Below are 20,265 nucleotides of genomic sequence, written 5' to 3' on the forward strand. Positions count from 1 at the left end.
TTATAGACTGACTCGCACAGATTGGCGCAGGTGTCTACAAAACCTCGCTACCCCCTTGGGCTGTCTCAGAAGTTTCCTGCTTAGACAGGCGTTATCGCAGGTATTTCACCATGTGTACATGCTCAATTCCTGCCTCAAGGTAATGCTCACCAACCTGCTCAAAACCTGCCGCCCCATAGTAGTTATTTTTCAAATATGCCTGGGCACTAATAGAAATTTTTGAAGCGTCCGTATTGTGAGCAATCCATTCGATTCCTGCGTCCAAAAGTTTGCGGCCCAAGCCCGTGCCCCGGGCGTCCTGACGAACCGCAACCCGCGCCAGGGTCCATGTGCCCGGCTCTGCAGGATGGGAGGCATCTGAGTATTTACCCAGATCAAACATGCGCAGGTAGGCAAGCACCTCGCCGTCCTCAGTGGTCCTAAAGAGATGCAGGGCAGACCTATCTGCGCGATCAATCTCGTTTTCCTCAGTAATTTTCTGCTCCACCACGAAGACCTGGCCCCGCAGAATATAGATTTCGTTGAGTTCCTCAAGGGTCAGCTCATGAAAGGCTTTGACGGTAAACATTCCCCCAGTTTAAAACCAGCCCCACCTCGGCAGGGAAATATCTCAGTGCATGAAAAGCCCCGCCCCTCAGAACTGAGAGGCGGGGCTGAGAAGGCGTAGGCGCCTACTACTTGGTGGTGACCTTTACCAGGTCATCACCGGGCTGGACGTTACCGGTGGCACCATCGACCGCGGCGAAGCGGTTGGTGTTGGTGACCAGTACCGGGGTAACCAGGCTGTAGCCTGCGGCCTTGATGACCTCGGGATCGAAGGTCAGCAGGGTGTCGCCAGCAGAAACCCGCTGGCCCTTTTCAACCTTGACGTCGAATCCTTCACCGTTCAGGTTGACGGTGTCGATACCGACGTGAATCAGGAGCTCCACCCCGTTATCCAGCTTCAGGCCGATAGCGTGGCCAGAAGGCATGGTGACGGTGACCTTGCCGTCGGCAGGAGCGACAACAGCCTTGCCGGTGGGCAGGATCGCAGCGCCCTTGCCCAGCTTTTCAGCGGCAAAGATGGGGTCGGGAGTCTCAGACAGGGGCAGGGCCTGGCCCTCCAGCGGGGAGGGGATGGTCAGGACGGTGCCAGCTTCAGGAGCTGCCACAGCTTCAGCGGCGGCCGGGGCGGCTACACCGGCTGCCGCGCCAGCAGAAGCCGCTGCCTGGACGTCCTGGCCCTTGGCCTCGGCGGTAGCTGCAACCTTCGCTTCAGCTTTCTGGGCCTTGGACTCGTAACCGAAGACCAGCACACCGGCCATAGCGCCGAAGAAGGCGATTGCCAGGCCAATCATGTAGAGGTACCAGGGCTGCATGGCGGGGATTGAAATCAGGGAGGTGAAGGCAAAGGCGTAGGACTTAACACCCAGGGCGGAGATAGTGGCACCACCGATAATGGCAGGAACCAGAATCAGGGGGAAGACGCGCTTGTAGCGCAGGACGACGCCGTAGAGGGAGGGCTCAGAAATACCACCGAGCAGACCGGAGGCAGCTGCGCCGACGGCGGTCTGGCGGAGTTCCTTGTTGCGGCGGGCAACGATGGCAACACCGGTGACAACGCCGAAGACAGCGAAGTTGTAGGCGCCCATGGGGGACTGGATGAAGTCCACGCCGTCGGTCTGCAGGTTGTTAATCATGACGGCGTTCAGGGGCCAGTGCAGGCCCAGGGGAACCATGAAGAGGTAGAGACCGGCGATAAGACCGCCAACCAGCCAGGGCATGGAAGCGTTGACGCCACCGATGAAGTCAGAGATAGCCAGAGCGAACTTAATGCCGATGGGGCCGATAATGAAGGCGGTCAGGGGGACCAGGATCATGACGGAGAGCATGGGCACGAAGACCATGTGCAGCATGGTGGGGATGACCTTCTTCAGGAAGCGCTCCAGGGGAGCCAGCAGGGCAGCTGCGAAGAGGGGCGGGAAGATCTGGCCGGTGTAGTTCATAACGTAGAGCGGCAGGTCAAGGCCCAGGAAGGGGACGTTGACGACGCCGTCGGTGGCGATTTCGTTGAAGCCCTGGAAGGTGCCGGTCATCAGGGCTGCAGGAATAGCTGCACCGACCCACATGTTGGCGCCCAGGCGCTTAGCTGCGGTTGCACCCAGCATGATGGGCATGAACTGCAGGACGGACAGGGACGCTGCAAGAAGCAGGAACCAGAAGGGGAAGGCTGCGCGCCACTCGTTCAGCATGGCTGCTGCTGCGTCTGCATCGGCCAGGCGGGGGCCGTTCACGATGTCAATGTTGACGACCTTACCGGTGAGGTCGGTGTACTGGCCGAAGTAGCCGAGCTGCTGCATGAAGACGATGAGGGTCAGAATCATGGAGGTGCCCAGCAGCGCCCAGAGGATGGGGCGGAAGGAGTCTGAGAGGACGTCGAAGACGCGGGTAATGGGGCTGGCCTTCTTCTCGTCGCCAGAACCCTGATCGGCAGATTCGCCAACGGCACCCATGCCGGGGAGCTTGAGCATTTCGTTGTAGACAGCTTCAACCTTATCGCCCAGGACGACCTGGGTCTGGCCGGACTGCTCGATAACGGAGAGGACGCCGGGTACCTTCTCGAGGCTGGCGGAGTCGATGGACGCCTTGGATTTGGGGGTGACGCGCAGGCGGGTCGCGCAGTGGGTGAAGTGAGAGATGTTCTCGGGGCCGCCGAGGCCCTCAAGGATCTTCTCGCCCATCTGTGAGTTATTCACGGGTCTTGCCTTACTTGTGTGCGGCTTGCTACCTGCTGGTGGGGCCAGCTAGTTAAACAAAAAGACCCGAGTTGCTGATCCTGCTCCTGCCCAAGGTGGGTAGAGGAGTCCCCAAAAACTGCCGGGCTAATCCCGTGCTGGGGTAATCGCAACTCAGGTCTTGCCTGCTAACCAGTAACAATCCTGATGATTAGTTTTCGCGTGTGGGGCCGTAGCCCCGCTCACGTCCAAGATTACTCCGCTGGGCTGGGGTTGGCAAGCAGATGGGAGAGACTCAGGATTTTAGGACGCTTGGGTAGCGGCAACAAGCGCAGGGTGCTTGGTACGGAGCCAGGCGGAGTGTAGGCGGTAGTTGACTTCCAAGAGGAGGCAGCCAAGGGCAGCTGAACCTGTAGTGGCAAGGAGATATGCCCCAGATGGAATAGTGAAGAGGTGGTACCAGAGGGAGGGCGGTAGCAGCAGGACCACAGCCAGACCAGCGTACATCAGGGCCACAATACCCAGGCGAACCCCGCGCAGGGGACGGACGACGGTGGTGATGTTGTAGATGCCCATCAGCACCAGGGCGATGAAGGTAGCGGTCTGAACTTCAGAGGTGGTGACAGTCTCAAGGGCGCGGCCGTAGCCGTTGACGAAGACCAGGACAGCCGTAATAATCATGGCTGCCGGAAGCGCAAAGTGCAGGGCCCGGCTCAAAAAACCGCTGACATAGCGCCGACTGTTGGGCAACATGGTCAGGAAGAAGGCGGGGCCACCCACGATGAGAAGGTCCGCGGTGGAATATTGGCGGGGGAGGAAGGGGAAGTTCCAGCAGAGCAGGCCCAGGGTGATGCCGAGCAGGATTGCAAAGGCGGTCTTGGTGAGGAAGAGGTTGGTGACCCGCTCGATGTTGGCAATAATCTTGCGGCCCTCAGCCAGAACCGAGGGCAGGCGATCGAAACGACCGTCCAGAAGAACCAGGCGGGAGACCGCCTTGGTGGCGGGTGCGGCATTGCCCATGGCGATACCCAAATCTGCGTGTTTGAGGGCCAGGGCGTCGTTAATTCCGTCGCCTGTCATCGCAACCACATGCCCGGCCTCGCGCAGGCCCAGCACCATATTCTTTTTCTGCTCGGGAGAGACCCGGCCAAAAATAGCGTGGGTGCGGGCTGCTTCAAGGAGCTCGGGGCCGTTTTCAGGCAGGGTGGAGGCATCAACGGCTCCGGCAGAGATGTCCATGCCGGCCTCGCGGGCGGCAGCAAGCACGGTGCGCGGGTTATCACCCGAAAAGACTTTCAGATCGATTCCCTGGGAGGCGAAATAGGCCAGGGTGTCGGGGGCCTCGGCCCGCACCTGCTCCCGGAAAATCACCAGGGCCTGAGGGGCAAGCTGGGCAGGGACTGCCGCCTGGACAGCCCCGTCGGCCCCGCGAACCAAGGCCGGGGCGTGGGCTAGGACGAGTACCCGCAGGCCGCCTTCGGCCAGGTCACCGGCAAGGTCCCGGGCGGGGGAGCCTGCCTCAAGCAGGGCTTCAGGAGCACCGAGCAGCCAGGCCCCGGAGCCTGAAAATTCCACGCCACTGAACCGCAGGGCTGATGAAAAGGGTAGGACGCCCGTGGGCTCGGGAGCCGGAAAACCGGCAAAAGGTTCCTTGAGGGCTGCTGCGGTTGGGTTGGCGTTCTGGTCAGAGCCTAACCAGCTGAGGGCAAGCTCCCACCCTGCCTGCCGGGAGGGGGCCGGGGCGGGGACGTCCTGCCCTGACTCTGGTGCGAACAAGACCTGGCCGGTGAGCGAACGGACCGACTCAAAGGCGACCCCACCCTCGGTCAGGGTGCCGGTCTTATCAAAGCAGACGGTATCAACACGGGCCAGCACCTCAACAGCGGGCTGTTCCTGGATAAGAACCTCAGACCGGGCCAGCTTCACAGAAGCCACCGCAAAAGAAATAGTGGTCATCAGGGCCAGACCCTGCGGAATCATCGAGGCAACCGACGAGACAGCGGTAATCAAGGCACCCCGCCAGGCCCCTGATTCAATGGCGACAGACCAGCCACCGGCTGCCTGCATTTGCCCGTTCAACACAATGGCAATAATGGGAATAAGGGCCCAGGTAATCCACTTCACTACCCGTTCCATGCCCGCGCGAAGTTCGGAATGAATGGTGGTGAACTGACGGGCTTCAGCCGTAATCTTGGCCGCCCGTGAGCTCGTACCTACAGCCGTCAAACGGACCATACCCGAGCCACCAATGACAGATGAAGCTGAGAGCACCGCGTCCCCCGGTTTCTTGCCCACGGGGTCGTTTTCACCCGTCAGCAGGGATTCGTCCAGGTCAAGACCGTCGCTGGTAAGCACCAGGGCGTCAGCTGGAACCTGGTCGCCCCGCTTCAGGAAAACCACATCATCGAGCACCAGCTCTTCTAGCTGCACCTGGGTCAGCTGGCCGTCCCGCAGAACAGTGGCCGGGTCGCGGCGCAGGAGGGCAATGCGGTCCAACTGCTTCTTTGCGGAGTACTCCTGGGTAAAACCAATCACCACATTGGCGATAGCAGCCAACAGGAAGAGGGTATCGAGCAAGGACCCCACCATAATCACCGCTAGACCGCACAGACCCAGCACCAGGTTGAACATGGTGAAGAGGTGGGTTCGGACAATGGTCGCAGTCGACCGGGAGGTTGCATTATTCTGCACATTGACCAGGCCAGCTGCCGTGCGCTCAGCTACCTGCGATACGGTCAGTCCTGTTTTAAGGAGGTCAGAATCAAGGCAAGTGCTCACCTGCACATGATGCTTGGGGTGGGCGGGCATAGACGCTCCTCAGGTAGCTGGGTGGGGTAATCCTATTCTAGGTGGAAGAGGAAGCGCGGTGGCTCAGTCTGACGGGGGAGACCGGAGGCTGAACGATCTGGAAGAATCAACAGGCGACCGGTCACCGGGTGTTTAAGAACCTCAATGGGGTAATCGTAGACCTCACTGAGGAGGTCACCGGTCAATACTTGAGCCGGCTCCCCATCGGCGCGGATCTGGCCATTGGCCAGCAGGACGATACGGTCGGCGTAGGAGGCCGCCAAATCAAGGTCGTGCAGGACAACGACGACAGCTGCCCCCTGCTGGGCTGCCTGCCGGGCCAGGGTGAGGGTCTGTTCCTGGTGGCGGATATCGAGGGCGGCGGTGGGCTCGTCCAGAAAAATGAGGGGGGTGCTTTGGGCAAGGACGCGGGCCAGGTGGGCCCGGCCTGCTTCACCACCTGAGAGGGTGCGGACGTCCCGCCCGGCCAGGTGGGCGGTATCGGTTGAGTCGAGGGCGGCGGTGACAGCTGCGATGTCCTCAGCCTCCTGTTCGGTCCCCCGCCAGGGGGCCCGGCCCATTTCAACAACCTGCCCTACCGTGTAGGAAAAGGCGACTGAGGTTTTCTGCAGGAGCATGGCCCGTTTCCGGGCCAGTTCGAGGGGCTTGTAGGAGGTCAGGGGTCGGCCCTCCAGAATCACCTGGCCGGTGTCGGGGGCCGTGTCGCCTGCCAGGATAGCCAAGAGGGTGGATTTGCCTGCCCCGTTGGGGCCGATGAGGGCAAGTACCTGGCCGGGGGTGACGTCCAGGTTAATGTCTGAGAGGATCTGTCGCTGACCGTAGGCCAGGTGGAGGGAGGAGGCTGTGAGGAGGGCGGTCATGAGAGGGAGCCCTTTCGCAGGGTGCGGCGCAGGAGCAGGAAGAAGGTGGGGCCGCCGACGAGGGCGGTGAAGATACCGATGGGCAAATCTGCGAAGTCCACCAGGTTGCGGGCTGCCAGGTCTGCGGCGGCAATCAGGAAGGCCCCGCCGAGGGTTGACGCGGGCAGGAGCAGTTGGTTGGAGGGGCCTACCAGCATTCGTAGGAGGTGGGGCACGATGAGGCCAACGAAGGCAATGATGCCAGCGAAGGCGACAGCTGCGCCGGTCAGGAGGGCGGTGCAGACGATAGCTGCCAAACGCAGGCGCTCAACATTGACGCCGGAGTGGCGGGCGGCGCGGTCGCCCAGGGCCAACAGGTTAAGTTGCCGGGCTAGGAGGAAGCAGCCGGCCAGGCCAAGGATGATAATAGGGGTGCTGGTGAGGACAGCTGCCCAGGTTGCGCCGTTGAGCGACCCCATCTGCCAGAAGACAATCTGGTCTCGGCTGGTATCGTCGGCCATGAAAATCATGAGGGCAATCAGGGCCCCGGCCACGGCGGTGACGGCGATACCCGTCAGGATCATGGAGAGCACTTCAGCCCTGCCCCCCACCCGGGAGAAGAAGTAGACCAGGGCTGTGGTGGCCAGGGCGCAGGCAAAGGCAGATAAGGGAACAGTGAAAATGCCTACCTGGTTGAGGCCAAAGACAATCGCGGCGCAAGCACCCACCGCTGCCCCCGAGGAGACACCGATGACACCGGGCTCTGCCAGGGGGTTGCCGAAGATGGCCTGCATGACGGCGCCAGAAGCCCCCAGGGCTGCTCCGACGAGCAGGCCCAGCAGAATTCGGGGGATGCGGATATTCCAGAGGGTCGCATCAGCTAGCTGGGCGGCCGGGTCAGGAGCCGCCCACCCCAAGGAACGGAGGGTTCCCTGAAGAACCTGGGATAGGGGAATCTCAAACTGCCCCAGGCTGGCTGACACCAGCACGGTGACGGTCAGAAGTGTAGGGAGGACAACGAAGACGAGGGTGGGTTTGCGGGAGGGCGTGTGATGGGGGTGCATGGGGAGGGGCTATTGCTGGGTATAGATGGCCTTGGCCAGGGAGAGAAGGACGGCCGCTGAATTGGGGCCGAAGGAGAGAATCTGCCCGTCTGCCATGTCGATGACTCGCTGGTTGACGCCTGCAGTGGTTTGGGCGACGCCGGGGCGGGCAAAGAAGCCCTCAATACCTCCGGTGGATTGAACACCACCGGTCATGGTCAAGATTAAGTCGGGATTGGCCCGGACGAGGGCTTCGGCGTTGGCCGGGATAGTTCCGGACGCCCCGCCTTCGCTGGCTACGTCGCGTCCGCCCAGGGCGGTGATGAGTTCGTCAGCCCCGGTGCCGTCCCCCAGAATGAAGAAGACGCCAGCGGTTCCGCGCACATAGAGGAAGGCCATCCCGATCTTTTCATCGGGGTTATCCGGGGCGATGTCTTGGATTGTGGCCAGAGCCGAGTCAATTTCCCCCTGGACGCGCTCACCCAGGCGGGCACCGGCGTCCTCAACCCCCAGGGCGGCGGCAACCGCGTGAATCTGCGGTACAACCTGGTCGAGGGAGCGGGCGGGGTCAAAGTGGACGACGGTTACCCCAGCAGAGCGCAGCTGCTCGGTAATTTCCAGGGGCCCGTTGGTCGTATCCATCAGGACGACAGTCGGTGCAAGAGAAAGGACGGCTTCGGCCGCAATATCATGGCCGTTCTCGGTGACCAGGGGCAGGTGGGACAGCGCCGTTTCGGTAGAGGAGGTCACCCGGCCTACAAGACGGTCCCCCAGGCCAAGGGCCACAACGGTCTGGGCGAGGGTCCCGTACATATCCAGGGCCAGAATACGGTCAGCGCTGGTAACTGTCACCTCGGTGCCCTGGAAGTCGGTGATGGTCACCGGTAGTTGCGGGGTCTGAGGGTCTGTAAGGGGAAGGACGTCGGGGACGGAGGCAGCCGTAGCCAGACCCGTCAGGGCCTTGGGATCTGCCACGGCAGAGGCTCGAAGGTCAGCTTCTGCCTGTGCCAGAGCAGATAGATGGACCTCTTCACTCTCAGCAGGGGCGATGCCACCGGCGGTTTCTGTGGCATTAGCCCCCTGCTCATTCTGCTGGTCTTCCTGCTTTTGCTCTGCTGGTGAACTGGACGCTACAGCGGCTGCACCTGAGGTTTCAGGGGTGGCTGAAGCGCCTCCAACAGTCGGGGCCTGGGAACCGCAGGCCACCAGGGCTAGAGCCAGGGTAGCGGCGATGAGGCCGGCGGCAGGACGGCGGAGGGCAGAACGAGAGAAGAGTGAAGAGGTCATCATCTGTTACTCCTTAGGCCTGCTTGCGACGGCGGGCAACCAGGACGAGGCCACCACCGAGCAGGGCGGTGCCTGCCAGGAGGGTAGCGCCTACGGTCGCACCGGTCTGAGCCAGCTTCTGGCCAGCCTGAGCGGACGGGGAAGTAGCCTGCTGGGCAGCCTGCTTCTGCTCTTCAGCCTTGCGGGCAGCTTCAGCGTTCTGGGCGTCGCAGTTAGCGCCACCCTGGGCAACGTAGGTGGTCTTCTCGATGGTGGTAGCCTTACCAGCTACTTCCTTGGAACCCAGGGTGCCGGTGAAGCTGATCGGGTCAAGGGCCATACCTGCTGAGTAGAAGCCAGCGAAGGCAGCAGCACCCTCAGCAGTCAGGGTGGCAGAAGCACCGCTGACGCTGATGGCGGATCCGTTAACAGTCAAGCCAGCCAAATCGACATTGGCGAAGGGCACCTCACCGTGGTGGGTTGTCTGCCCCTGCACGTCATTAGAACTTACGGTCAGGTAGAGGGTGCCGGTAGAACCGTTGATCTCAAGACGGGGGTTAGCCATCAGGGTGTTCAAGGTACCGCCGTGGCCGGTGAAACGGACAGAGCCATCAAAAGCCACAGAGCCCTTGCCGTTAGCGTAGGTTCCTGTGCCGTTGGACCAGCCGAAGGCCTGGTTAGCGTAGGTGACGCCGTTCAGTTCCCAGCCACCCTTAGCGATGCCACCACCGATGTAGTTGCGGAAGGAAGAGCGCACACCCCAGTCGAAAGTAGCAGCTGAGACGGTCCCGTCAGCCTGGGTAGTGGTCGCACCGGCAACAGTCTCAGTGACGGTCACCGGAACACACTGGGGGGCCTTAGCCGGGTCGGTAGAGGGCTGGGCTGAGGGCACGACGGTCGGCTGGGCAGAGGGCTGGGTAGTCGGCTGAGCGGTGGGCTCAGCAGACGGCTGTGCCGAGGGGGTAGCAGTCGGTTCAGCAGACGGCTGGGTTGAGGGGGTAGCAGTCGGCTCAGCGGACGGGCTCGGGGCGGGTGCCTCACTCGGGGCAGGAGCCGGAGTCTCGCTGGGAGCCGGGGCCGGTGCGTCCTCAACCACGGGGGCAGCAACCCGCAGATACAGGGGGTCAAAAGCGGTTCCCTCTGCATAGCGGGCCCCAAAAATGCTGGCGGCATGAGCCGTCGCAACAGTCGGCACGCCCTCCAGAAGCAGGTTGCCCGCTGAGTCGGTGGTCAGGGCGCTTGCGTCGAAGCTGGCGATGGGCTGGTCGGTAATTTCACCGGTGTTAGCCGAGGTGCCGGTGGCGTAGATGTAGCCCTGGGCGCCATCAGCGACGACCCGGAAGCTGTGCAGGTTAATGTTCAGCACCCCGCCGTGGGCAACCAGGGAGAAGCTGCCCGGAACACTGATGGAGTAGCCGGTATCAGTCTTCTGGGCGGTGGCACCTGCGAAGACAAAATTGTTGCCCTCAAGGGTGGTGTTCTCGCCGGGGGTTACTGCGTTCTGAGAGATCAGGTAGTTCAGGAAGGAATCCTTGATGCCCCAGGTCACGGTGCCAGCTGCGTTGCTGACCCCGTCGGTCACAGGGGTGGACGGAGCCGGGGTGGGCTCAGGCGTCGGCTCGGGGGTGGGGGCGGGCTTCTCAGTCAGAGTGGCTGAGAAGGTCAGGGGGGCCAGGACGTCCCCAGCCTTGTAGAAACCAGCGAAGGCCGCAGCGCCGTCGGCAGTCAAGGTGGTGGGGGCCTGGTTGGCTGAGATAGTGCCGGCATTAAAAGCGATTCCGCTGAGGTCTACGGTGGCGAAGTTAACGGCGGTGGAGTCAATATCGGGGGAGCCGTTGTAGCCCTTGGACTTCACATCCATGACCAGGGTGCCGCTGGTTCCGTTGATGACCAACTTGATGTTGGTGTAGGTGATGTCGAGGGCACCCTTATGGGCGGTGATGTGGATGGTGCCCGGGTAGTTGATGGTGCCGTTGGCGCCGGTGAACTCACCGGTAGCGCCCTCCCAGGCGAAGGACGAGCCGTTGAAGGTGGGGCCGTCGGTCACGGTAATGGTGCCCCCGGCGAAGGCGCCGGTGACGTACTTGATGAAGGAGTCCTTGAGGGCCCAGGAGAGGGTGGCATTGTTGGTGATGTGGGTTGCGGACGCAGTCGCAGCGGCCAGGCTGTTGGTGGGTTCGCTGGTTGCGTGGGCCAGGGGGGAGGAAGTGAGGGTCAAGCCGGTCAGGGTGAGGGCGGCTGTCGCTAGGAGCGCTCCGGTGCGCTTGGCGGTGAACTGTGAGGGCATGGGATGTCCTTGTTAGTGTCTGATGAATCTGGCGGGGCCACTTGGGGTCAAGGGGCCCTCAGAAATGTTGTTGGCAGAGCTAAATTAGCATTAAGGCCAGCCTAATAAAAATAGGTTACAAGCGCTTGACTTAATTGTGTTTTAGTGACAGTCTGTCGTTTAAGGCCTTTGTTGTGGGCCACCACTAGACACCTACCCCAGGAAAACCATCATGACCGCAACCCTTGCCGACACCCAGCGTCCTACCGGCTTCGCAGCCCGCCTCAAGGCCGAGACCGCTGCCCGCCACGACGCCGCAGAACACTCCACCTTCATGACCGACCTCATGGGCGGTAAGCTCTCAGCTGCCGACTACCAGCGCCTGCTCAACCAGTACTTCTACATCTACGAGGCCCTTGAAGAAGTCGCTTCTACCTTCCGGGCTGCCCCCAATCCCATCACAGAGCCCTTCACCCTTGAAGGTCTAGACCGCCTGGAGGCCATTAAGGCCGACCTCGCTGCCCTCGGTCAGACCGAGGTGGAACCTGCCCTACCCGCAACTACTGAATATGCAGCAGCTATCCGGGCAACAGCGTCCGCCCCCGAACGGTTCTTAGCCCACCACTACCTGCGCTACCTGGGCGATCTTTCTGGGGGCCAGGTGGTCGCCGCCCTCATGGCCCGCCACTACGGCCTGGCCCCCGAGGCGCTGAGTATGTACCGCTTTGACACCCTCCCCAAGCCCAAGGTATTCAAGGATTCCTACCGCTCCCTGCTCGATGAAGCTCCCATGACGGACGCCCAGCGGGACGCCCTCATTGACGAGGCCTTGGCTGGCTTCGACTACAACTCCCGCGTTTTTGCAGAACTGGCCCAATAGGTTCTACCGTCTGAAATTGACTGCATGAGTTACCCGCCCTGGCGCCTACGAAGGTAGCCCAGGGCGGGTTTTCTTGTGCGGGGAACTAGCCTCTTGCCCCGTTGTGCCCCCGGGGCTTGGCGCTTGGTTAGTGCTTATGGGGATGGTCTTGGTACCCGTGCGGATCAGTCAGAGGATAGCGGGCCCTGAACCGGGCATAGGCGGTTTCGAGGTCGGCGCCTGAGGCCTGGCCGTCCTGAAAAGCCCGCACAGCGGGAAGAAGCTCCTGCCGCCACGCCCAAGAAAAGGCAGCGAGGGTCAGGCAAAAGGAGGTGCCCCGGGTATCGCAACCGTGCAGGCGGGCGGGGTCTTTGAGAATCCACCGCCAGGGGCGGGGTACCCTGCTGGATCTGCTGACGATATGGTGGGTTATCCCCCTCTTGAACATGAGGTGGGGCTCTACCTGGCCGGTGGCGGTGCTGACGATGTCGATAAAGTCATTGCGGTAGGGGTTGAGGGGGTCTTCAAAACTAAGCGGCTCAGGGTAGCGTTGGGCAGAGCTGGGGTGGTGCCGGCTGGAACACTCCGGGGCCGGGGTGAAAGGTGGCGAGAAATCGACCCACTGCTGGAAGCGGGCGACCTGGTGGGCGGTGGCGAGGGCGAGATTAACCTCGTCTTGATCTTGATGAAGGGCGCTCTGGTAGGTAAGAAGCTGGGGCTGGACGGTCTGCAGGAAGTACTCTTGGACGTCGCCCGCCCGCACCCCGTAGTGCCGAGCAAGGACCAGCCTGCACAGGAGGGCCGGGCCGAAAGAGGCAAGGGCCCAGGCCAGGGTTGCAAGGACGGCTGTTCGGAGCGGAGCGAGCCCCCAGGCGGTAGCGCTCTGCAAGGGGAGATAGAGGGCAACCAGGGGGAGGGCTGCGAGCCGGAGAAAAAGCCCGCGAGTGCTCATGAAAGAGTGCCTCAGGAGCTTAATGGGGAGCGCCTGGGGTTGGCTGGCGAATACCTGAAGGAAGTCGGGCAGGTTGGTGAGCTTCTGGCCTTCAGGGAGGTTCTTGAGTCGGGCAACCAGGGCGGTGGGCCGGTAGGTGGCCCAGGGGGACCTTGCTGCCTGCGGGCGCGAAGAGGAGTTACTCATGCTCCTTCCATTAAACATGACGCAGGGCACAGTCAGCTAATCGATGGTGGGGAGTTGAGTCCAGACCTGGAGTCGGAAACCCGCCACCTTTCACCAGCCCTCCACAGACAAGCCCTGTGAGACAAACTTTCACAGCGGGAATCAGGATGATCTCCGCATGAGGTAATACCTAGGGGCTGGATAGGAGACGGGTAAAGTTGAAGTACACATACTCACACCTTTTGAAAGGCACTTTGATGTCTACCCGCACCTATCTGACTGGCCTGGTGGCTGTCGCCGCCCTCGCACTTAGCGGCTGCAGCTCAGCAAATGACGTTGCCGCTCCCGCGTCAGAAACCAGCTCCGCTTCGTCAAGCGCAGCACCCAGTACCGCGCCAGCCACTCAAACAACACCGGCTGCCCTCGCGTCGTCCTCAGCCGCCCCCACTACCCAGGAGCCCGCGCCGACAACTGAAGCGCCAGCGCCCCTCCCAACACCTGAGCAAACCAGCCCAGCCCCGGCTGAAGAGGCTGCCCCTAATCCCCAAACCGTAGCTGCCCCCGGGACCAAGTGCGGGACCATCAGTGGGGAGTCTATCCCCGCGGTGACCTACGTCTTCGGCGGGAATGTATCCTGTGCTACCGCCCTGGAGGTAACCCAGGAGTACCGGGCGCAGGTCATGGCCGGTATTGACCCTACCAATAACCGCGATATGACCGTTGAGAATATCCAGGGCTACACCTGCAGCTCAGGCCGAGGCATGATGGGCGCGGTCAGTATTATTGGCGGCCAGATTGGAATCTGCACCAATTCGGCTACTGCTGGTTATCTTGAAATCCGTGAGGACGGCGAACGAATCCTGCCTGGTTTCACAGCCAGCCCCTATTCGCACCTCTCCCCTGGAGACTCGGGGATTGATGTAGCCTTCCAAACCCCGTCGGGACAGGTACAGTGCCAGGGCACTTTTAGTTCCTCGGACGATACCCGCCCCATCACCTGCACGGTGGCGGCATCCGATGGTGGCTACCATCAGGCCAGCCTATCTAGCACCGGCCCTGTAGCGGCTACTCGCTCTTCCTCCTCCCCGGCTGTGCAGGAAAGGGCTCCTCTTGATATTGGAACCTCCCTGAATTTCATGGGGATGTCCTGCCAGCCCCAGAGCGAGGACTCGGTGCGTTGCGTCAATGCCAGCCACGGCTTCCTGATCTCCCCTGCCGGTGTGATCCAGGAATAGAAACCTTGTCGAGGGGTCTCCCCCTCCTGATCTGATGAAGCAAACAATCATGGAGACAGGAGTGCTTCCTCTAAGGCATAGACGAGGACGCCGCCCGCCCGCCCGCCTCCCTGCCACCAGGCAGGGGAAGCGGACGGGCGGCGTCCTTGAATTTAAAACCCGGGAGGGTTAGCTGGGGGCAACCTCACCGAAGTAGCGGGCCAGGGTGCCCTCGTGGGCTTCGCGCAGCTCGTCCAGGTCGATAGCGACCTCACCCTGAATATCCAGGGCATTAGAGGCGGCATCGACCACGCCGATACGGGCGAAGGGGTAGTCGCGGGCGGTGCACATGTCCTTGAAGCGAACCTCCTCAGAACGGGGCACAGATACAACCACACGACCCAAGGACTCTGAGAAGAGCAGGGTGAAGAGGTCAATGCCGTCACGCTCAGCAACCTCACCCAGGCCAACACGGGCACCGACGCCAAAGCGCAGGCAACCCTCAACCAAGGCAGCAACCAGGCCACCGGCAGAAACGTCGTGGGCTGCATCAATCATGCCGTCCCGGCTCATGTTCACCAGCATGTCGCCCAGCAGCTTCTCAGCAGCAAGGTCAACTTTGGGGGGCAGGCCGCCCAGGTGACCCTTGAAGCGGGCCCACTCGGAGCCGTCCAACTCGTCACGGGTAGTGCCCAGCAGGTAGAGGGCCTGGCCGTCATGCTCAGGAGCCCAGCCGGAGGGGGTGCGGCGGGTGACGTCGTCCATTACGCCCATCATGGCAACCACGGGGGTGGGGTTAATGGCCTTGCCGCCGGTCTGGTTGTAGAGGGAGACGTTACCGCCGGTTACAGGCACGCCCAGTTCCATACAGCCGTCAGCGATACCGCGTACAGCCTCAGCGAACTGCCACATGATGTCCGGGTCCTCGGGGGAACCGAAGTTCAGGCAGTCAGAGACAGCCACGGGGCGGGCACCCACGGTAGCGACGTTGCGGTAGGCCTCAGCCAGGGACGCCTTGGCGCCCTCGTAGGGGTCCAGCTTAGTGAAGCGGGGGTTAGAGTCGGTGGCCAGGGCAACACCCAGGCCGGTCTCTTCGTCCACGCGAATCACGCCAGAATCATCGGGCATGGACAGGGCGGTGTTGCCCTGAACGTAGCGGTCGTACTGGTTAGTGATCCAGGACTTGGAACACATGTTGGGGGCAGCCATGAAACCCTTGATAGCCTCGCCCAGCTCAGCACCGGTGGGGCGGGCGTCGTCCGCCTCTGAGCCGGTGAACTTGTCGGCCTGCAGGGCGTCCTGCCACTCGGGGCGGGCGTAAGGGCGCTCGTAGGTGGGCCCGTCGTGGGCGACGGTCTTGGGATCAACGTCCACGATGATCTCGCCCTGCCACTCGATAGTCAGGCGGCCGGAGCCGGTGACCTCACCCAGAATGGAGTATTCGACATCCCACTTGGCCATGATGTCTTCGAAGCGGCTCAGGTTCTCGGGGGTTACCACGGCCATCATGCGCTCCTGGGACTCAGACATGAGGATCTCACCCGGGGTTAGGGTGGGGTCGCGCAGCAGAACCTTGGTCAGGTCAACGTGCATACCGCCGTCGCCGTTAGAGGCCAGCTCGGAGGTGGCGCAGGAGATACCCGCAGCGCCCAGATCCTGAATACCCTCAACGATGGAGTTCTTGAAGAGCTCCAGGCAGCACTCAATCAGCACCTTCTCAGCGAAGGGGTCGCCCACCTGAACGGCGGGGCGCTTGGAGGGCTTGGTGTCGTCGAAGGACTCCGAAGCCAGAACCGAAGCGCCACCGATGCCGTCGCCACCGGTGCGGGCACCGAAGAGGATGACCTTGTTGCCGGTACCTGAGGCGTTTGCGGTGCGGATGTCCTCGTGGCGCATGATGCCCACAGCCAGGGCGTTGACCAGGGGGTTGGCCTGGTAGCACTCGTCGAATTCAACTTCGCCGCCGATGTTGGGCAGGCCCAGGGAGTTGCCGTAGCCACCAACACCGGAGACAACGCCGGGCAGGACGCGGGCGGTGTCGGGGTGGTCAATGGCACCGAAACGCAGGGGGTCCATGACGGCCACGGGGCGGGCACCCATAGAGATGATGTCGCGGACGATACCGCCCACGCCGGTTGCTGCACCCTGGTAGGGCTCAACGTAGGAGGGGTGGTTGTGGGACTCAATCTTGAAGGTCACAGCCCAGCCGTTGCCAATGTTGGTCACACCGGCGTTCTCGCCGATACCAACCATGAGGTCCTTCTTCATCTCGTCGGTGACCTTGGCACCGAACTGCTTGAGGTGGACCTTGGAGGACTTGTAGGAGCAGTGCTCTGACCACATGACCGAGTACATGGCCAGCTCGGCTGCGGTGGGGCGGCGGCCGAGAATCTTCTTGATGTCCTCGAACTCGTTTTCCTTCAGACCCAGCTCAGCCCAGGGCAGCTCGGTGTCGGGGGTAGCTGCGGCGTGCTCGACGGTGTCGAGGTTAAACTTCTTTTCGCTCAATGTTGGATTTCCTTATGACGCGGCGTTTAGGCCGAAACCAGCTTGTTCAGTACCGAGGTGAAGACGCCCAGGCCGTCGGCGCCTCCGCGCAGGGGCACGGTGCCGAAGCCTGAGGAGGAGGGGCCGAAGCCGGGTTCGACGGCGTGCTCGGGGTGGGGCATGAGGCCAACCACGTTACCGCGCTCGTTGGAGATACCGGCGATATCGTTGCGAGAACCGTTGGGGTTGACGTCCACGTAGCGGAAGACGACGCGGCCTTCAGCTTCAAGGGCCTCAAGGGTCTTGGCGTCGGCAACGTACTGGCCGTCCTGGTTCTTGAGGGGGACGACGATGTTCTGGCCTGCTTCAAAGTCGCTGGTCCAGAAGGTCTGGTTGGTTTCAACGCGCAGGATCTGGTCGCGGCAGATGAACTTACGGTGGTCGTTCTTGATCATGGAGCCGGGTAGCAGGTGGGTTTCGGTCAGGATCTGGAAACCGTTGCAGATACCGAGGACGGGCAGGGGAGCGGATCCGGAGGTGCCAGCGGCCTGGGCTGCTTCAACGACCTTACTCATGACCGGGGCTTTCGCTGCGATAGCGCCTGCGCGGAGGTAGTCACCATATGAAAAACCGCCGGGTACGATAACGGCGTCTACATCGTGTAGGGCTGCTTCATCGTGCCACAGCGGTACGGGGGTGCCACCGGCCAGGCGGACGGCGCGGGAGGCGTCGCGGTCATCCAGGGTGCCGGGGAAGGTGATGACGCCAACGCGCACATCTGCGAGAGCGGCGTTGGGGGTGCTGACGGAGAAGTCGCCGACGAGGGGAACTTCAGTTGCTGCGAGGGATTCTGCCACCTTGTTTAGTCCTCCAGCGCTTCGACGTTGACAACGTCTTCGATGACGGGGTTGGAGAGCAGTTCTTCTGCTGCCTGGCGGGCCTGGGCGAGCAGTTCTTCGGTGACTTCGCCGTCGACAGTAAGTTCGAATCGCTTGCCCTGACGGACATCGGTGAAGTTGGTGAGTCCGATGCGGGGAAGTTCGTGTGCGATTGCCTTGCCCTGGGGGTCGAGGATCTCGGGCTTGAGCATAACGTCAACAACAATACGGGCCATGAATGGGCACTCCTTGGGTGCTGGAATCTAGTAAGAGCCGTCACCTATTTTAGCTGACGGTGAGCCAGGTCGCCTTGTTTTGAGATGGTGTGGGCCAGGGCATTTCTAGGCGGGCGCCGGGTCGGGGCGCTGACCTCTACTGAGACAAAAAAGTGAGGATTTTCCCAATAAGGGCCTTAATGGGAAAATTGGGGTGGATTTTCTCATTAAGACTTGGGGAGGGATCATGGGGAACTGGCCACCTCTTACCTACACAGAGCAGGTGTGGACGCACCGGGATCCTCTGGCTTCCCGCCGTAGTCAGCGCAAGAACCGTGGCGTTTTTCAGGTGCCCCAGGTACCTCATATTTCTGCTATCCCTGTCAACCTCAGCCCGGCCGTCCTGACCAGGGCCACTGAAGCGTCAGACGCGATGACCCGATTTGACCAGGAGCAAAGCTCCTTCGCCCATTTCCCTTTTGCGACGGTCCTCTTGCGTGGGGAATCAGCCACTAGCTCCCAGATTGAAAATCTCACTGCCAACGCTCGGAAACTTTCGCTCGCTGCACTCGGTGCGCCTGTAGGAGGCAATGCCGAGCTTGTGGCCCGCAACGTCCGCGCCATGAAGGCTGCCATTGACGTGGCCCATGAGCTCAGCCTCGACGCCCTGCTGACCATGCATGAGGAGCTGACAACGGGCGTCCAAGACGACGCCGGTGAGCTGCGGAAAGAATGGGTGTGGATTGGGGGAGAGTCTCCCGTGACGGCTACCTATGTGGCTCCTGCCTGGGAAGACGTGCCTGGCCTGTTGGAGGACCTCGTCGCCTTCTTAGGGCGCCGGGACCTTGACCCTACCGTGCAGGCTGCCCTTGCCCATGCCCAGTTTGAAACCATCCACCCTTTCACCGATGGAAATGGACGCACCGGTAGGGCTCTGATTTCATCCCTGCTGAGGGCGCGTGGGGTGACGCAGCATGTGGTGGTTCCCCTCTCTAGTGGTTTGCTCTATGACCTTGAGGGGTATGTTTCTGCCCTGGAAGCCTATAGGCGGGGGGAGATGGAGCCTATCATCCTGTGTTTTGTGGAGGCCATTGAATCCTCCCTGGCTAACACCCGCTTACTTGCCCAGGATATTGAGCAGTTTTACGAGCAGATTCTTGCCTCGCGCCCCAGGGTGACTGAGGCGGTGCGTCAGGTGGCAAGGTTCTGCTGCTCAGAGCCAGCTTTCACGGCTGGAATGTTAGAGGAACATGCCGGGGTGGCTAAGTCCACTGCCTACCGCATTATTGAGTCCCTGGTGGAAACCGGTATCTTGCGGCGGGAGCAGAAAGTGCGCGGGCAAAATACCTGGTCTGCTCCTGCCTTAACGGGGGCGCTTGACGCCTTTGCCCAACGGGCAGGTCGTCGGCGTTTTGTTTAGTTCTTAGTGGCCAGGAGCTCTTGTGCCGTGTGCAGGTTGGCTAGGGCAAGCTGCCTGTTGGTGCGGGCCAAGGCTAAGGCCGAGACAGTGAGGGCCACCAGGGTGCGGCTCTGATGATCCAGCTGGGAATCGGTAAGGTTCGGACGGGCCCTGCCCAGGCTCGTGCGGAAGGCCGCCAGGAGCTCGTCGTAATAGCCAGAAATAGCTGCGCCCACCGAAGGGTCAGCCCCAATCGGGGAGTTCGCCGCTGCAATGAGCAGGCAACCCGGGTGAGGGGTTGTGGAGTTGAAAGACGCTTCTAGGTGGGCAAAGTAGGAGCGGAGGGCATCGGGGGCGGCATCCTGGGCGGTGAGAGGGGTAAGAAGGGGGCGGACGCTCTGGGCCAGGTAGTTTTCAATGACCTCATCAAAGAGCCCCTTTTTGGATCCAAAGGCATGGTAGATGCTGGAGCGTTTGAGGCCGGTGGCTTTTTCAAGGTCGGGGACGGCGGTGGCTTCGTAGCCTTGGGCCCAGAAGAGATTGCGGGCTTGGGCGATCGCCTGCTCGCGGTCAAAGGTGAGGGGGCGCCCCATATGTGCCTCATTTCATTATCGCCAAGGGTTATGTACTGACCATTCCAGTATATATTGGAATGGTTGTTACAAAAACTTTCTGAAAGGACTTCCCCGTGACGATTGCCGGCCTTATCGCCCTGTTTCTCGCTGTGGCCCTGCACTTCTTTATCTTCTACCTCGAATCCTTTGCCTGGACTACCCGCGCCCTGTCTGTCTTTGGTATGAGTCGCGAATCAGCCGAACAAACTCAGGAGATGGCCTATAACCAGGGGTTCTATAACCTCTTCCTGGCCCTGATTGCTGGTGCTGGTGCTCTTGCCTATCTATTGGGTGCCCCTGCGGTAGGTCTGGCCCTCATGTTTGCTGGCGCCGGTTCCATGCTGGCTGCCGCGACCGTCCTTTTCATCACCTCGCCCGATAAGCGGGCTGCGGCCATGAAGCAGGGTATTTTCCCCCTGCTTGCTGTGATCCTGTTGGGTGTAGGTGCTCTTATCTAACAAAATCTCCTGGAGCCTGTAGGGGTGTGGGGTGGACTTCTGCAGGTTTTTTGATGGCCAGAGTGAAGGCACGTGGAGTCTCGTAGGT

At 61.5% G+C, this 20,265-nt stretch carries 16 protein-coding genes; 4 read left to right on the forward strand and 12 right to left on the reverse strand.

Going from position 1 to position 20,265, the window contains the following annotated elements:
- Positions 1-91: 91 nt before the first annotated feature.
- From ACMXX3_RS06280 to ACMXX3_RS06310, 7 genes are all read right to left on the reverse strand, one after another.
- Positions 92-568 carry a GNAT family N-acetyltransferase gene (locus ACMXX3_RS06280; RefSeq protein WP_421083891.1) on the reverse strand — a complete coding sequence of 159 codons (477 nt, stop codon included), beginning with the start codon at positions 566-568 and terminating at the stop codon, positions 92-94.
- A gap of 106 nt (positions 569-674) precedes the next feature.
- Positions 675-2,735, reverse strand: a complete 2,061-nt coding sequence (locus ACMXX3_RS06285; protein WP_421083892.1) for a glucose PTS transporter subunit IIA — start codon at positions 2,733-2,735, stop codon at positions 675-677.
- 282 nt (positions 2,736-3,017) lie between these two features.
- Complete coding sequence (locus ACMXX3_RS06290) at positions 3,018-5,522, reverse strand: HAD-IC family P-type ATPase (protein ID WP_421083893.1); 2,505 nt, start codon at positions 5,520-5,522, stop codon at positions 3,018-3,020.
- 32 nt (positions 5,523-5,554) lie between these two features.
- The gene (locus ACMXX3_RS06295; RefSeq protein ID WP_421083894.1) at positions 5,555-6,382 is read right to left on the reverse strand and encodes a heme ABC transporter ATP-binding protein; all 828 of its coding nucleotides are present in this window, start codon (positions 6,380-6,382) and stop codon (positions 5,555-5,557) included.
- Complete coding sequence (locus tag ACMXX3_RS06300; RefSeq protein ID WP_421083895.1) at positions 6,379-7,425, reverse strand: FecCD family ABC transporter permease; 1,047 nt, start codon at positions 7,423-7,425, stop codon at positions 6,379-6,381. Before ACMXX3_RS06300 ends, ACMXX3_RS06295 begins: the two co-directional genes overlap by 4 nt.
- Positions 7,426-7,434: 9 nt before the next feature.
- The gene (locus ACMXX3_RS06305) at positions 7,435-8,694 is read right to left on the reverse strand and encodes a heme/hemin ABC transporter substrate-binding protein (RefSeq protein ID WP_421083896.1); all 1,260 of its coding nucleotides are present in this window, start codon (positions 8,692-8,694) and stop codon (positions 7,435-7,437) included.
- 10 nt (positions 8,695-8,704) lie between these two features.
- Positions 8,705-10,957: an HtaA domain-containing protein gene (locus ACMXX3_RS06310; RefSeq protein ID WP_421083897.1), complete on the reverse strand. Its 2,253-nt coding sequence runs from the start codon at positions 10,955-10,957 to the stop codon at positions 8,705-8,707.
- A gap of 211 nt (positions 10,958-11,168) precedes the next feature.
- Here ACMXX3_RS06310 and ACMXX3_RS06315 point away from each other — a divergent pair, with 211 nt between their 5' ends.
- On the forward strand, positions 11,169-11,816 hold the full coding sequence (locus tag ACMXX3_RS06315; RefSeq protein WP_421083898.1) for a heme oxygenase (biliverdin-producing): 648 nt from the start codon (positions 11,169-11,171) through the stop codon (positions 11,814-11,816).
- Between the two features lie 127 nt (positions 11,817-11,943).
- Here the strand turns inward: ACMXX3_RS06315 and ACMXX3_RS06320 are convergent, their stop codons facing one another.
- On the reverse strand, positions 11,944-12,933 hold the full coding sequence (locus ACMXX3_RS06320; RefSeq protein WP_421083899.1) for a hypothetical protein: 990 nt from the start codon (positions 12,931-12,933) through the stop codon (positions 11,944-11,946).
- Between the two features lie 236 nt (positions 12,934-13,169).
- Here ACMXX3_RS06320 and ACMXX3_RS06325 point away from each other — a divergent pair, with 236 nt between their 5' ends.
- Positions 13,170-14,147 (forward strand): SPOR domain-containing protein, encoded by a 978-nt coding sequence (locus ACMXX3_RS06325; protein WP_421083900.1) that lies wholly within the window; start codon positions 13,170-13,172, stop codon positions 14,145-14,147.
- Positions 14,148-14,315: 168 nt separating this feature from the next.
- On the opposite strand, the gene purL is transcribed toward ACMXX3_RS06325, so the two are convergent.
- From purL to purS, 3 genes are read right to left on the reverse strand one after another with little or no spacing between them, the layout of a single operon-like run.
- Complete coding sequence (gene purL, locus ACMXX3_RS06330) at positions 14,316-16,634, reverse strand: phosphoribosylformylglycinamidine synthase subunit PurL (RefSeq protein ID WP_421083901.1); 2,319 nt, start codon at positions 16,632-16,634, stop codon at positions 14,316-14,318.
- A 26-nt stretch (positions 16,635-16,660) separates the two neighbouring features.
- Positions 16,661-17,470, reverse strand: coding sequence for a phosphoribosylformylglycinamidine synthase subunit PurQ (gene purQ, locus ACMXX3_RS06335; RefSeq protein ID WP_237188981.1), 810 nt, complete (start codon positions 17,468-17,470; stop codon positions 16,661-16,663).
- Positions 17,471-17,475: 5 nt separating this feature from the next.
- Positions 17,476-17,727: a phosphoribosylformylglycinamidine synthase subunit PurS gene (gene purS / locus ACMXX3_RS06340; RefSeq protein WP_237188980.1), complete on the reverse strand. Its 252-nt coding sequence runs from the start codon at positions 17,725-17,727 to the stop codon at positions 17,476-17,478.
- 226 nt (positions 17,728-17,953) lie between these two features.
- Here purS and ACMXX3_RS06345 point away from each other — a divergent pair, with 226 nt between their 5' ends.
- A complete protein-coding gene (locus tag ACMXX3_RS06345) occupies positions 17,954-19,126 on the forward strand; it encodes a Fic family protein (RefSeq protein WP_421083902.1) in 1,173 nt (390 codons plus the stop codon).
- On the opposite strand, the gene ACMXX3_RS06350 is transcribed toward ACMXX3_RS06345, so the two are convergent.
- Positions 19,123-19,698 (reverse strand): TetR/AcrR family transcriptional regulator, encoded by a 576-nt coding sequence (locus tag ACMXX3_RS06350; protein WP_421083903.1) that lies wholly within the window; start codon positions 19,696-19,698, stop codon positions 19,123-19,125. The two genes, ACMXX3_RS06345 and ACMXX3_RS06350, sit on opposite strands and share 4 nt — an antisense overlap.
- Before the next feature lie 95 nt (positions 19,699-19,793).
- Between ACMXX3_RS06350 and ACMXX3_RS06355 the strand changes: the two genes are divergently transcribed.
- The gene (locus ACMXX3_RS06355) at positions 19,794-20,177 is read left to right on the forward strand and encodes a DUF1304 domain-containing protein (RefSeq protein ID WP_421083904.1); all 384 of its coding nucleotides are present in this window, start codon (positions 19,794-19,796) and stop codon (positions 20,175-20,177) included.
- Positions 20,178-20,265 lie beyond the last annotated feature (88 nt).

Source organism: Rothia nasimurium, from assembly GCF_049068285.1.
GTDB lineage: Bacteria > Actinomycetota > Actinomycetes > Actinomycetales > Micrococcaceae > Rothia > Rothia nasimurium_I.